Annotated in this window: 13 protein-coding genes and 1 pseudogene; 10 read left to right on the plus strand and 4 right to left on the minus strand. The window is 51.6% G+C overall.

Translation table 11 applies throughout. The features are described from left to right. The first annotated feature begins 540 nt into the window (after positions 1-540). The 4 genes from H6G62_RS15755 to H6G62_RS15770 all read left to right on the plus strand — a co-directional run bounded on the left by H6G62_RS15755 (position 541) and on the right by H6G62_RS15770 (position 7,735). A complete protein-coding gene (locus H6G62_RS15755; protein WP_190496829.1) occupies positions 541-1,224 on the plus strand; it encodes a hypothetical protein in 684 nt (227 codons plus the stop codon). A 341-nt stretch (positions 1,225-1,565) separates the two neighbouring features. Next, positions 1,566-4,910: a P-loop NTPase fold protein gene (locus tag H6G62_RS15760; RefSeq protein ID WP_190496831.1), complete on the plus strand. Its 3,345-nt coding sequence runs from the start codon at positions 1,566-1,568 to the stop codon at positions 4,908-4,910. 108 nt (positions 4,911-5,018) lie between these two features. After that, on the plus strand, positions 5,019-6,119 hold the full coding sequence (locus H6G62_RS15765; RefSeq protein ID WP_190496833.1) for a P-loop NTPase fold protein: 1,101 nt from the start codon (positions 5,019-5,021) through the stop codon (positions 6,117-6,119). Between the two features lie 554 nt (positions 6,120-6,673). Next, positions 6,674-7,735 (plus strand): PDDEXK nuclease domain-containing protein, encoded by a 1,062-nt coding sequence (locus H6G62_RS15770; protein ID WP_190496835.1) that lies wholly within the window; start codon positions 6,674-6,676, stop codon positions 7,733-7,735. Positions 7,736-7,973: 238 nt separating this feature from the next. Here the strand turns inward: H6G62_RS15770 and H6G62_RS15775 are convergent, their stop codons facing one another. Then, positions 7,974-8,531 (minus strand): ImmA/IrrE family metallo-endopeptidase, encoded by a 558-nt coding sequence (locus H6G62_RS15775; protein ID WP_190496837.1) that lies wholly within the window; start codon positions 8,529-8,531, stop codon positions 7,974-7,976. Positions 8,532-8,533: 2 nt separating this feature from the next. Continuing rightward, positions 8,534-8,890: a helix-turn-helix transcriptional regulator gene (locus H6G62_RS15780; RefSeq protein WP_190496839.1), complete on the minus strand. Its 357-nt coding sequence runs from the start codon at positions 8,888-8,890 to the stop codon at positions 8,534-8,536. A gap of 106 nt (positions 8,891-8,996) precedes the next feature. Here H6G62_RS15780 and H6G62_RS15785 point away from each other — a divergent pair, with 106 nt between their 5' ends. From H6G62_RS15785 to H6G62_RS15805, 6 genes are all read left to right on the plus strand, one after another. Then, positions 8,997-9,452: a multiubiquitin domain-containing protein gene (locus tag H6G62_RS15785; protein WP_190496841.1), complete on the plus strand. Its 456-nt coding sequence runs from the start codon at positions 8,997-8,999 to the stop codon at positions 9,450-9,452. Between the two features lie 3 nt (positions 9,453-9,455). Beyond that, positions 9,456-9,836, plus strand: a complete 381-nt coding sequence (locus tag H6G62_RS15790; RefSeq protein ID WP_190496843.1) for an E2/UBC family protein — start codon at positions 9,456-9,458, stop codon at positions 9,834-9,836. Next, positions 9,833-11,239, plus strand: coding sequence for a ThiF family adenylyltransferase (locus H6G62_RS15795; RefSeq protein WP_190496845.1), 1,407 nt, complete (start codon positions 9,833-9,835; stop codon positions 11,237-11,239). Before H6G62_RS15790 ends, H6G62_RS15795 begins: the two co-directional genes overlap by 4 nt. A gap of 4 nt (positions 11,240-11,243) precedes the next feature. Continuing rightward, complete coding sequence (locus H6G62_RS27920) at positions 11,244-11,600, plus strand: DUF6527 family protein (protein WP_242052098.1); 357 nt, start codon at positions 11,244-11,246, stop codon at positions 11,598-11,600. Between the two features lie 354 nt (positions 11,601-11,954). After that, positions 11,955-12,497 (plus strand): GNAT family N-acetyltransferase, encoded by a 543-nt coding sequence (locus tag H6G62_RS15800; RefSeq protein ID WP_199325027.1) that lies wholly within the window; start codon positions 11,955-11,957, stop codon positions 12,495-12,497. A 15-nt stretch (positions 12,498-12,512) separates the two neighbouring features. After that, positions 12,513-13,058, plus strand: a complete 546-nt coding sequence (locus H6G62_RS15805) for a hypothetical protein (RefSeq protein WP_190496848.1) — start codon at positions 12,513-12,515, stop codon at positions 13,056-13,058. A gap of 35 nt (positions 13,059-13,093) precedes the next feature. Here the strand turns inward: H6G62_RS15805 and H6G62_RS15810 are convergent, their stop codons facing one another. Together H6G62_RS15810 and H6G62_RS15815 are read right to left on the minus strand one after the other, a co-directional pair. After that, the gene (locus tag H6G62_RS15810; RefSeq protein WP_190496850.1) at positions 13,094-13,522 is read right to left on the minus strand and encodes a hypothetical protein; all 429 of its coding nucleotides are present in this window, start codon (positions 13,520-13,522) and stop codon (positions 13,094-13,096) included. Positions 13,523-13,869: 347 nt separating this feature from the next. Further along, positions 13,870-14,078 (minus strand): annotated as a pseudogene (locus tag H6G62_RS15815) (hypothetical protein); the annotation flags it as partial.

The raw sequence follows: 14,078 nt of genomic DNA on the forward strand, positions 1-14,078 counted from the left end.
TGTGGTAAAAGCTGTGCTTTAGCCGAATAGCATCACGCCCTTGGTCAATCAACCGTCCTGGGCAATGGAATCGATGCATCCATAGGTGAACCCCGACTAGACACAAAGAAATCTTAAGCTACAGGATGTCCTAGGTTATCGGGTGTTTATACTGAGGCATTAAGCCTAGGCTCCCATGGTTGGCGCTCCCATCGTTGGCATTTAAGCTGAAATTTTGCCCTAAGATTCCTATAGGCTATTTAGACTGATTTTTGGTAGTCCTATTTCGTACAGGCTAGAGAATAATCAGGCGACCCTAAAGACCTTACGGCAGTAGATTGCTGTTTCTGGCTGATTTTTCTCTGACCCGTAGATTAATGCACTACCTGATTTTTTACCCAAGTCTCATAGTCAGGGTATTAGGTGGACTTTTTCTAATATTTCTCATCAATGGTGAGTGGCTAACAGGAGCACAGAGGCCAAATTTGGACGCTCTACATGATAAGGGTTGGCAGTTCCCACGAGTATCCGTTTTTTGTTGAATAAGCATTGGAGAAGTATATGTCTATACCTGAAGAGACTACAGGATCTACGAGCGATAGCACACCTTCAGCAAGTGGCAACACTTGGCATGATCGTCCTAAGGCTGACAAGATTTCGTGTCCGGCTCTCTTGAGTTTCTACAATAATGACTTGTTGAATCCAGACGAGAGCGGTAATGTCTCCACCGCCGAATTGGATGATGTGCTTGAGAGTGTTGGTCTCAATGCCAAAGTGAGGGGCGTCTTGGTCAAAGGTGCTGATAAGACTGATGAAATTCCCGATAGCTTCAACCTCTTTGCCCTAGGTGATTCTAAGATCAATCACAGTGGCAGCACGGGTATTCGCGATCCAGAGGTTACGCCTGAGAAGTTGGAGAGTGCGCTGCTGAAGTTCAGCGAGGATGGCCGTATGTATGCTGAGCACTTTGCCGCTGCTGCGAATTATGCCCACCAGCAAGACCCTGGCTTGAAGGGCACGATAATTCAAACCATGGAATTTACGGCGCTGCTTGAGGTGTTTGGTCGCGTTGATGAAGCGAAGAAGCGCTATCTTACGGTTGATGACGTAAAGGGTCTTTGGATGGACGGCAAGTTTCCTCCAGGTTGGCAACCACGCAACTCTGACGAAATCGGTGTGGATGATCTGGCGTCGGGGGGAATGGAGATGGCTGTGAACCGTTTGTTGCAGATGCTCAAGTTCTAATCCTCAGTAGATCGCAAAGTCCCCACAGCCCACCCTGACGGGAAGCGAGTGCATCCCAGTTTTGCAAGTTGGCCCTCATCCCCCAACCCCTTCTCCCAACATGGGAGAAGGGGGGCCTGATTCAAAGTCCCTCTCCCGTCCTGGGAGAGGGATTTAGGGTGAGGGCTGGATCTTCGGCAAAAGAGTATGTTTGTGAGCTACTGATCCTGTGCACCTGGGTGCATCCTACCCAAGCCCTGTGTTTTCTATCTGGTTTTAGCTCAAGCAGCGACCGCAGCGTTGTTGCGGTGGGCTGGGGTTCGGTTTTCGAGAATGTTTCATAGCCCGTTAGGAGGTCATGGATGGCACCGCTAGAGCACCCGGAAGAGGCATTGCTGGAACAACCCATTTGGGTGCAGGATTTGCTGGCATGGCTGGAGACAATTCAGCCGCAAAACCTGACGGGAGAGGAATGGGTTAAGCGGGTGGAGGAGGTGCTGGCGGAGTTGCCGGGGCAGGGGCTACCGGAGGAGTTTTGGCCGAAGAAGGCGGTGGAAACTGAGGTAGAGAAAGCGGCGGATGAATCAGCGGCATCTGAGCCACCACCTCTGAGTGATGAGGACAGGGCGAGAATCCAGGCAGAACTCGATCGGCTACCAACTATTGAGTCTGGGTATGCCCGATCCAACGCACTGACGGCGGTCGCGGCCCAACTTCCTGCCAGTGAACCACAACTGCTCCAACAAGCTCTCGCTGCTGCCCAAACGATTCAGGATGAGCGATACCGATCGCGGGCATTAGAAGCCGTAGCGCGCCAACTGCCTGCTAGTCAACCCCACCTGCTCCAACAAGCTCTCGCTGCTGCTCAAACCATTCAGGATGAGCAATACCGATCTTGGGCATTAGCAGCAGTAGCGTGCCACCTGCCCGCCAGTCAACCCCAACTGCTCCAACAAGCCCTAGAGGTGGCCCAAACCATTGCGAATGAGTATTACCGATTCCAAGCCCTGGCTGTGGTAGCGGCCCAACTCCCCACCAGTGACCCCCAACTGCTCCCACAATTTATTCAGATTGTCGCGGCTATAGAAACCCCAGAGCATCGCGTCACAGCCCTGCGCGATCCAGCCTTTCGCATCACCGCAGCCCTACTCCTCCATACACCCCAAACCTTACTCGCCACCCTATTAAGGGTCGTCCCCACAGGCCCAACCACCGCCGACCGCGCCAGACTGCTCAGCGCCCTAGCGCCCAAACTCTCACCCGGCCTTTTCCCCAGAGCCTTGCAACTGGTTCACACCGAAATCTCCCATCCCGATTACCGGGCAGAAATCCTCGCCAACCTCGCCCCCTACCTCCTCACCGAAGCCCTCGATATTGTCAAGCAGCATATCCCCGGCTACTCCTACCCCACCACCGCCCTCTGCGCCCTTATTCCTCACCTATCCCTCATCCAGATCCAAGCCGCCCTAGACATTGCCAGTGAGCGCATCCCCCAGCCGCCCCTCACCAGCAAAATTTTCCAAGCCGTGGCCACCCGACTCAGTAACGCCAGCCGTTCCCGGCTCACCCCCGAAGATCTGGCTCAGAAAAATCACCTAGTTCAATATCTGCTGCAACGCATCCAGCACAACAGTCACGACGAAAAAAGCATTGCCAACATCCTCACCGTCCTAGCCCCCAGTCTCAACGGCGACAGCCTAAACGCAGTCTTGGCCAACATTTTCCCCAAACTTCCCTCAGAGTTCTATCGAGCCCAAGTTCTGGCGGCCTTGGCCACAGCCCCCCAGTTCACCCCCCAACAACTCAACCCCTGTCGCGAAAAAGCGATGGAACTCAACCAGCCTTACCCCAAGGCCACCGCCCTCAGCGCCTTGATACCCCACTTCCCAGAGCTGCATCAAGACGTTACCCAGCTCCAAGCCGATGCACCCAACACCGTTCAGAAAATCGACCTAGCCCTCATTCTGGCCACCCGTCCCCACACCAATGACGCCGCCTATCTGAGCCTCCTCACCACCGACCAAACCAACACGTTGCGGCTCATTCGCGACCAATCCCGCGATCCAGACAAAGCCAACTCCCTCGTCAAACTGGCCCCCCATCTCCGCCAAGACCTGTTGCTAGAAGCCCAGAGTGTTGCCCAAGACATTCAAGATCGCTACCATCAAGCCCGATCCCTCCTGGCCTTGGCCACCCACTTTCCTGAGGTGCGAGACAACGCCCTCACCCAAATTAACAGCCTGCAAGCCTCAGACCCCGTTCAACAGATTGAACTGCTCAGTCAATACACCATTACCGTTCCCGAGCAAATTCCCCCACTCCTCAAAGCCATTGAAGCTTGGGCCAAGGAAAACCCCTTCAAAGAAGACCCCAAAGCACCCGATGCCAACACCTTTAAGCGTCGTCGCATCCTCATCGCCCTCAAGCCTCACCTGCCCCTGCGCCTAGGCCGAGAAATTGACCGAGAAACAGGCATTGGCAAAGCCTCTCAATCCCTTTGGAACCGTGCTCTCTTTCTCCTTCGCACCGGGTATCGCCAAGCCCTCAAAAGCGGCACCCTCCGCAACGATGCCACCCAAGACACCGACCTGCTCAACCTAAAGGAAGAAATCAACGCCCTCACCGAAATGCTGATGATGCGCGACCTAGACCCCCCTGTAGCTGTGGGCATTCTGGGCGGTTGGGGTGGGGGTAAATCCTACATCATGCACCTGATGCAAACCCACATGGTCAAGATTCGCAGCCAGGGCATAGACCCCATTGAAGCCTGGGGCTTAACAGAAGGGCGAAACACCCCAGATAATGATCGGGTGGGGCGCTTTGTTGGCCACATTTACCAAATCAAATTTGATGCCTGGACTTACGCCAAAGCCGATCTCTGGGCGAGTTTGATGCAAACCATTTTCTTTGAACTAGATCGACAAATTAGCCTAGAAACGGCACTAAGAGAGATTGGTATCGACCCTCTCGATTCTAATAGCAGCGAAATCTGGCGTGTCCTCTATCAAACAAACGAAGACGATTGCCAATATTTATTAGAAAAGACCTTAGGCAAAGAAAAACTCAGTGAACTAAAGGAAAAAAATAAGGAACAACAAGAGTCTTGGACAACGTTGCTCTGGGAACAGTATGGCATTGCTGAAACAGATGCTAGAAATCGCCTTGCCAAAGCCGAAGAACAACTCGATCAAATAACGCATCAATTAAAGAAATTAGAGCAGGAAAAGATAACACTCAACGAACGGATTGCTCCCGACAAAGAACCAGGAAACTGGTTTACAGGTGTTCTCATAGAAACCAGCAGTATTTCAGGCTTTTTATTCAGCAAATACTTTGGCGCAGAGATTGCACGTGGCTTACAAACAGAGATTGAGAATAGATTGAAATCAACGGATGTTGATAGCTCTGATCTCAACAAGATAAACCTTTTCATTAACCAAACATTCAGTGAAATTCTCGATGAAGATCAAATCATCCTTCCTAATGGCGATAAAAAGTATTCCCTATCTTGGTTTGCTCTACGGAAATGGGCAAACAAGAATCGGCAATTGATCATTACAGTTTTAATTTTGCTCGGTTGTGCGATTCTTGGCCCACTTATTGTTCATTGGATCAATCCAAAAAATACCATTGCACAACTGTCATGGCTGATTACACCCCTAATTCCCGCTATTAGTTTGATTCAAAATCTCTTTAAATCACACTAGAAATGGCTTGCCCAAGCACAACGGTCAATTCAAGACTATCAAGTAACGTTACAAGAGCGGGCAGAAAATAAATTTCATGATCTCATTTCTGAAAATCAGGCCATTGAATTGCGGAAGCTAGATGGTGACATCAATAAGTTGCATAACCAACAAAAAAAATTAGAGCAAGAAATTACCCAGGCTCAAAACGATCTGCCCCCAGATCAATTTGCTTCGCTGGCAAGTTTTGTGAATGCTACGGTCAAAGGCGAAAGGTATGACCGGGAGTTAGGGATGATGCACAAAGTCAAAATAGACCTCAGCAAGTTGAGTCAAGCGCTCCTACCACCTCCTCACGATAGTGAAGAGTATAAAAATAAGCTCAATAAAATCCGAGACGTCTTTCCCCGTGGACCTGCCCGTGTGGTGCTGTTCATCGATGACCTCGACCGCTGTCCCCCCGATACAGTGGTTGACGTTCTCGAAGCGGTTCAACTCCTGGTCAAAAATCCTCTCTTCATTGCTGTCCTCGCCATCGACGAACGATATATCAACCGTGCCCTAGCCAAACACTACCAAGGCGTTCTTTCCCTTCAAGGTCGCCCCTCCGCCGCCGACTATCTAGAAAAAATCATCCAAATTCCCTATCGCATCCGCCCCATTGATGAAACCGCTCTCCGCAACTATCTTCGCGCTCAGGTCGTGATTCAAGACAGCGAAACCAGCGGCACGAAGTTCAATGAATTTTCTCCCAAAGAATTCAACCTGCTGATTCAATGCTGCCAGGAATCGGAACTCTCTCCCCGCAGCCTCAAACGACTCACCAATGTCTACAAGCTCTATAAAGTCCTCAGCCGCACCCGTGGGCACCGCCCTACCCGCCGCGAACAAAAGGCCATCCTTGCCCTGCTTGCCTTTTCCAGTCGATACCCCGATTTAATGCGCGACATCATCGAAGAGATCGGCTCTCACTACGAAGAAGGTCGGCATCTCCTAGGACAAAACGGCAAAACTGAAACCCTAACCAAGGTTATTAATACCTATTTGGATAAATATGAAAGACTTAATCCAACCAGTGTGCTGATTCAAGACACCAAAAAGCTGAGACATGACGTCACAAAACTAGTCGATGACGATCTTGAACTCAAGGAGATTCGTCAGATATTTGATTTTGTCCGCTCCTTCTCCTTTGTGGGAGATATTGGTACAGACTACACTGTGAGCCATTAGACGATATTTGAAAACACGGAGGGGGTATCAATGCCCTAAAGTAGCGAAGCTGCGATTTGGGGTAATTTAGTTCCTATGAACTATGCCCGCCTTTCTAGAGCCGAATTACTATTTCATAGTCTTGAGTTGAGTCTCAGGGTCAGACAAGTGATTGGCCTAAATTCGGCCTGAATTGAGGTGTTGTAGTACAGTTGAAACGTCCTGCCTTGGTGAGACTCATCAGCTCGACCCCGACTAGGAGATCGTGGTCGTATTCACTGTGGGACAAGGCATTTCAGCGTTTCTCTGGCAGCGGAATAGTTGCTGTGCCGCGCAGCTACTCTCGTTGTTGATCTAGGCCGATATTCACCCTGCTGCCTGTGGATCTCAATCCAGACGTTCCCCAAAATCGAGGCGGCAGACCTCATGCCATGAGAAATTCCTGCATATATCAGTACAAAATAACTAAATTATCCCAAACCGCAGCTTCGTTACTTTGTGGCGTTATAGAATTTGAGTCCGTCAGCGATGGGCTTGAACCCTACTGACCGTTCTCAAGAGGCCTTGCCCCACCAATGGCTGATCCCCCCTCCCTGTTTCCCGACGATGATCGCTACTCCGCTCTTCTCAACGACTTGAAGCAGCGCATCCGGACGGCTCAGGTGCGGGCGGCGTTGGCGGTGAATCGAGAGCTGGTGTTGCTTTACTGGCAGATCGGGCGAGAGATTTTGCAGCGGCAGCAGGCGGAGGGCTGGGGCGGCAAGGTGATCCATCGGTTGGCCCAGGATTTGAAACGAGAGTTTCCTGATGTCAAGGGATTCTCACGCTCTAACCTCATGTATATGAGGGCGTTTGCGGAGGCGTGGCCCGATGATGCAATTGTCCAGCAAGCTGCTGGACAAATTCCCTGGTTCCACAACTGCACCCTGCTGGACAAGGTCAAAGACCCCGAGGCACGGCGCTGGTACATTCAGCAGACCATCGAAAACGGATGGAGCCGTAATGTGTTGGTGATGCAGATTGAGAGTGGTCTGTATGATCGCCAGGGTGGGGCCGTCACCAACTTTGCCCGTGCCCTCCCTACACCACAGTCCGACCTGGCCCAGCAGCTCATCAAAGACCCCTACAATTTCGACTTCCTCACCATCAGAAAAGACGCCCGCGAGAGCGAGCTAGAGAATGCGCTGACCTACCAGATCCGTAACTTCTTGTTGGAGTTGGGCATGGGCTTCTCGTTTTTGGGTAGCCAATATCCCATTGAGGTTAGCGGCAAAGAGTACCGTCTTGACCTGCTGTTTTACCACGTTCATCTGCATTGCTATGTGGTGATTGACCTGAAGATGGGCGAATTTGAGCCACAGCACTCGGGTCAGATGAGCTTTTACGTGGCAGCGGTGGACAACCTGCTGCGCACGGACCGCGACGACCCGACCATCGGCATCATTCTCTGCAAGAGCAAAGACCGCACAACGGTGGAGTATGCGCTGCAAGGGAGCCAGCAGCCCATTGGGGTGTCAAGCTACAAGCTGCGGGATAACTTGCCGGAGTCCCTGAAGCAGCAGCTCCCCACGTCGGAGCAGTTGGAGATGGGTCTGGAGACGGCGGTGCAGAAGCTGGAGCGTCAGGAAGAGGAATGAGGATACGTGGCATTGCCTCAAATACTGACCTAAGCACCCACTCAAAGATTCGTTTTAGCAACGGAAAAATTTTGGTCGATGTTTCAGATCTGTAATGGGGAAACTACTAGACCATCGTAAATGGGACAGTTCGTCCTATGGACGTGCTAACGACCAGAACTTGTCTTCTGCTATAACCAAGCCTTCCCACGTTTGTAGAGGGGTAAGTCTACCCAATGATACCCCGCCCGTCTCTAGGCTAGGCTCGCTGGCGAGCCAATCGCTTCCGCGCCCCCGTAACATTAAGCCGCATTCGGATGACATCTTCGGTTACACGGTAAAGCTCGCTGGCCTGTGCCACGCTCATGCTCCTCCTGACGATGTGGAGAGCAGCTTCTACCGAAATTAAGAGAGCTGGGCCAAGCCAATTGGCTTCTTCTTCTATTTCCTGGTTGAAGTTGCGGCAGCCATGTTCACCAAATGGCTCAGTGGGTGGATGTCGCAAAATCCCATGGCTCAATTCATGGATGATGTTGGATGCTTGCCGCTGTGGAGTATGGGCATCATTGTGGACAATTAAACGGCGATGCCCACGGAACACCGTGACGGCAGAGAAACATCTGGGTTCTACCTGAGTCAGGTAAAGAGTTTCGTCCGGGCATACATCTCTGAATTCTGAAAGAGGAACGACGGGGATTGCTAAGTGTTCAGCAAGCTGCCAAGGGCATAGAGGCGCATAGGCTTTTAACCCCATTTCTGATCGAACATCTCTGGAATAGTCGTCAGAGTCCTTCTTAAATCCACGGCGCAACGTCATCTCTAATCATCCTTACGCAGTTTTTCATAGGCCACTTTGACGATCGCCTCAATGGCAGCGGATGCCTCAGAGGTGAGGTGGCGATCAGCTCGTAGGTAGGCAGTAATTTGAGCAAGCGGATCCGACTCTATCTGAGTCTCTTGATCCCCCTTCACAAACATTTCGGCCTTTAGACCTGACCAATTTAGCAAAGCAGCAAGGCTATCAACATCGGGTCTTTTACCCTGCGCCATGCGAGTCAGCGTGGATGCGCTCACCCCAGATTCTACGGCGACTTGCTTCCACGTCAGCTTCTTAGACTGCCGCTGGCTGTCTAACGCTGCATAGAACGCCTCTGCATTGAACTCGACTTTTCCCATCTCCCCTCCGGTTGCTTACTTGCAATTCTACGTCACATGTGCAATAACATAAACAGAATTGCATTCTCGCAATTAAACGTCACTCTCGCAATGCGGAGATTTAGATATGGTTACGTCGCAGAATTACCGAGTCACCATTGATCAGACGCCTTATTCGGTCAATGATCCTGTCATCACGGGGCTTCAGCTCCTGGAGGTGGCGAAAAAGCGTCCAGCAGACGAATACCTCATCTTCTACCTGCTTCCTGATGGGCAGCTTGAAGAAATTCGTTTGGATGAAACCGTCGATCTTAGGCAGGGCGGGATTGAGCGCTTCATCACCTGGCGCAGCGATCGCTCATTTCGATTTGTCATTGATGGTCGCCGCTTCGAGTGGGGAGCGCCGCTCATTACCGGGCTAAAGCTCAAACAGCTTGCTGGAGTTGACCCCCAATTCTACGGAGTCTGGCTAGAGGTGCGGGGAGGAGAAGACCGCCCTATCGAAAATACCGAAACGGTTGATCTTCAAGCTCTTGGGGTTGAGCGCTTCTTCACCGGCAAGAAAACCACAACGGAGGGTTAGGTCATGAGTTTCTTACCTTCCAGCGATCGAGAATACCTACAGAGCAAGGGCTTCACCTTTCACGAAGTTGTGGATGGCCGTAACAAGGGAGTGGTTTTCCCTGCCTTCAAGCTGCCACCCAATAAATACGACGTCCTCCAAGCCGACATGCTCATCTTGCTGCCGTCAGGCTACCCAGATGTCCCGCCCGATATGTTCTACCTACAACCCTGGGCAAAACTCACTGCCCATAGCCGCTACCCAAAAGCCGCTGACCACGCTTTTAACTTCAATGGATTGTCTTGGCAGCGCTGGTCACGCCACAACAACGAGTGGCGACGCGGGGTTGATGGTATCTGGACAATGCTCAAGCGCGTGGAACATGCCCTGGAGGTGGCCGCATGATCAGCGTCGTCTTACAGGAACGCCACTTTCGTGAGCTAAACGACAGGCTCCTTCAATTCGATGGTCGAGAGCGAGCCGCCTACCTGCTTTGCGGCAAAGCGTACATCGAGTCTGATCCATGGACGAATCTTCCTCGCTGGAAATACCTGTCCTTCGAGGTTTTGCCTGTCCCTGATGAAGACATTATTTCCCATTCGTCCCAGCACATCACCTGGAAGACAGATTCCTTTGTTCAGGCTCTAAAACAGGCTCAAGACAAAGGGCTGACAGTCGCGCTTGTCCATAGTCATCCTGGCGGCTTCGCGGCGTTTTCTGATCAGGACGACAGCAATGAACCGGATTTGGTACAGCTTGCCCATAATCGAAACGGAGATACGACAAGGTTATTAAGTCTCGTTTTGACTTCAAGCGGAAACTTGATTGGACGATGCTGGCTAAATCCCCAAGAGCACCAACCGCTTCATCTCATTTCCTCGGTCGGAAATCGGATCCAGCTTAATTATCCAGGTCGTGGTGAAGGCGAGTCCCCTGCCGTGTTTCATCGACAATCCCTTGCCTTTGGTCAAGCCCTGACTCAAGACCTGTCTATGTTGCGGGTAGGTGTGGTGGGTTGTGGCGGAACAGGCAGCGCTGTAGCCATGCTGCTACCAAAGCTAGGCATTCGACAAATCGCTCTGTTTGACAAGGATGGCGTCGAGGAAAGCAACCTAAACCGGCTCCATGGTGCGACATGGGATGATGCCCAAGAGCAGCGGCCCAAAGTCGAGGTAGTGGCGCGATCATTAACTGTCCTGGGCATCGGTGTGGAAGTGAGAAGCTATCAATCCTGGATAGGCGATCCACAATGCCGAGACGCTCTGAAAGCCTGTGATGTGGTGTTTAGCTGCACCGATGATCATGCTGGTCGCTTGATGCTGAATCGCTTTGCCTACTTTTACCTCACTCCGGTTTTTGATGTGGGTCTAGCGATCGAGGTCTCTTCTTCAGATCCTCCAGAGATAAAAGCCTTAGATGGCAGAGTCACAACGCTTCTACCGGGCCATCCCTGCTTACTGTGCCGCGAAATTATCGATCCGGTTACCGCCCGTGATGAGACCTTAAAACGAGAGCAACCCGACGAATACGAGCGGAGAAAGCTCGAAGCTTATGTCATAGGAGAAGGTAATCCAAGTCCCGCCGTAGTACTGTTTACAACAGATGTAGCGATCATGGCCCTTGAAGAACTCGTTCACCGGGTTCAAGGATTTCGTGGAGCTGATGGAGCCATCGCCCAACGATGTAGAAGGTACCACCTCGTCGAAGATCGGAGGCAAGGCGCTCGTATTGATGAGCATTGTCCGATATGTGCCCAAAGTGAGTGCTGGGGGCAGGGAGATGTTGAGCCTTTTCTTAATCAGGTGTAGCCCTATGTTTCTGCATTCCGTACTCCGACGCATTCTTGTCTCAGTTCGTCTGATTCCAAAGCCCGACTTTGTAGGGCGAGAAGCACTTTCCCCTCCAACCCCTGAAGAAGTAGCCCCTGGAGAGATCGTCATCGTTGGAGAACGACAATATCAAAAATGGGCTTGCTTCCGTTGTCCTGGTGGATGTGGCGAGATCATTCTTCTATCCCTCAATACCACTCGTCATCCATCTTGGCAGGTTTTTGTTGATGGGTTAAAGCGGCCTACGATTAGTCCATCTGTACGACAGATCAATGACTGCAAATGCCACTTTTGGGTGCGGCAAGGACGAGTTGATTGGTGCCGTGATTCTGGTCAGTAGGTATTCTACGGTGGTTCTTTTGAGTACAGGATAGTTAAAAAGCTGGTTGACTGGCAAAAGCTACTTGTAGGTGGCTGAGTACCTTTCTGTGCGGTGGTTTCAGGGAATTGAGCGAGAAGGGGAATCTAGCATCCTAAGCTTAGATACCACTCAAACCCGTGAACGCTGTGAAAAAACTCCCCCCTCTACGATGCCTTGAACGCTTGGCCTAGGTCAATCGGTGCCCGCGCCTATCTGACGATATAGCTGTGGCTACAAGCTGGCTATCGCTCTATCATGAGCCAGCGCTGTGCAATCTCCATTGGAGAACCGAACAGTCATTGATACGCTGTAGGGCACTCTGATGTGATACCGATGCCCCGTTCACTTCGATTAACCCAACCGCCAAACCGCATCGTCACGGCGGCAATCGGCCTGCTAACCCAGGAACAGGTCGGACAGATCGACGCCATCTGGACAGGTCTTCTGCGGGAGACAGAACAGCCTGACACCAGTTGGAACTGGGCCTATAAGTTACGGCTGGCCGTCAATGATGATCGCTATGAGGCTTACGGCATCGAGTTTGAGGCCCTACTTCAAGGCGTTATCTTACTCGAAACGCAATGGCACCGTTCCTGGTTGCCGCAACGGTTTCCTCTGGTCTATGTCGAATACTTGGCCTCTGCCCCGTGGAATCGCCGCTTGCTCGAAGATCCTCCCTATCTGATTGGGGTCGGACGGGCGCTCTTACTTTTTGCCCGTCAGCGTAGTGTGGAGTTAGGGTACGGTGGTCGTGTCGGCCTCCATGCGCTACCGGGCGCGGAAGCCTTCTACCGACGTTACAATATGCCGGACCACGGCCCCGACCCGGACAAAGACGGGTTGGTATACTTCGAGTACGGCGCTTTAACGCTCTAACTCAGAGAATCGCTTATGAATGACGCCATCCTAGCTGAGCAACTGAGAAAAACGGGCAACCTGATGGACTTACTCAATGACGAGGCTTGGGTGCGGAAAGCCGATGCCGATCATGCCAGTGAGGAAGGGACGGTTGAGGCGGGTCTGGGCCTACAGCCCTATGTGGACTTACTCAAGAATGCTGCGCCAGAAGCGCTACAGCAGCAACGGTGGACGATGCGAGTGCTATCGGTCTTGTTGCCGGAGTTGAAGGGGTGGTTGGAGTCATGGCAGCTTGGGCGGAGTCTAGAAGTTGTCTACCTGGAGGCCCAAAAATGCCTGTGCAGCCACCTGAGAAAGCTTACTCCAGAACAAACGGCCTGGATTGAGGCGCTATTAGCGGAAAAAGAGCAGGCACTACCTGACGAGCAGACGGTGGTTCGGGCTCAAGCGATCACGATGCTTGCACAAATCTTTACTCCCGAAGATTGGCAGGCCATCGCCAATGCTGCCGCTCAAGCGATGGCGAACGATATTTTACAAATAGGACAAAGCTCGGCAGTTCCCGTGGTAATGCTTTGACCCCAGCCTCTCCTTCTCCAGGGGTAGAACTTCTACTACTCACTGAGGTCGTCATCAGCCCAGACTGAAGGTGAGTCATACAAGAAGTCGTCTTCCTCATCGTCGTAGTCCCAGGCGGCCCGAAGGGCGGGGATGGAGCCTGTCAAGATCTCGTTGTACTCATAGAGCAGCTTGCGTAGGGCCACCACCCGACGATTGTGGGCTTTGGTGGCCTCACTCTTATCCTCTAGGCGCTGGGCGAAGGTGCGCACCCAAACTAATGGGCCTAGACCCGCTAAGTCTTCCCCCTCAGGTACGGGTTGAGCTTGACCATCACCTGGGTCATAGTAGGCTTTGGCTCCAGGCACCGGGAAAGCGAAGTGGATCTGAACAGAAACCCCCTGGTCTTGGTACTGAGATCGTGTTCGTTTGGCCGGATGATAGGCCCAGTAATGAGCTTTCTCTAAGTCAATAACTTCGTTCAAGATCCGAATCTTCAAGCCCTGTTCAAGCCACTGAACGCCGTGTTCTTGACCCCGTTCACGATTCTTCTGTAGGAAGGTGTGGGCATCATTAGGATAAGTGAAAGGAAAGGGGCAACGCATTAAGAAGGCCTGAAGGTATTCAGGTGATAGCGCACTCGCTTTTTCAAGTTTGATTTGAGCAGAAAGGGCCATAGATTTCGAGTTGCAAACTGAGTTCAAATCATTTTAGCCTAATCAGGATATGATCAGGGCTAACATCGACAGGAATCATATCAATCTATTGATCAATTTGATTCAAATTATATCAATTCTCTAGGCAAGAAGGATGAGAGAAAATCTAAGGAAATCTAAATCTTTTGAACCTGAATGTCAGCATCATCAAACTGACGTTGTTCTTGACCTAATGCCGCCAAAGCTTCAAGGATTTCGACGTCAACGCCTTGAGCATCGGCGGCCTCCCGTAACGATTGGCCTGCGTCAACCTTGGCTAATACGGCTTGAACATCATCGACAATGGGATCATCTTCAGGTGTAAGCCCCTGGGCAATCGCAGCCT

Source organism: Phormidium sp. FACHB-1136 (genome assembly GCF_014697375.1).
Classification (GTDB): domain Bacteria; phylum Cyanobacteriota; class Cyanobacteriia; order Phormidesmidales; family Phormidesmidaceae; genus Nodosilinea.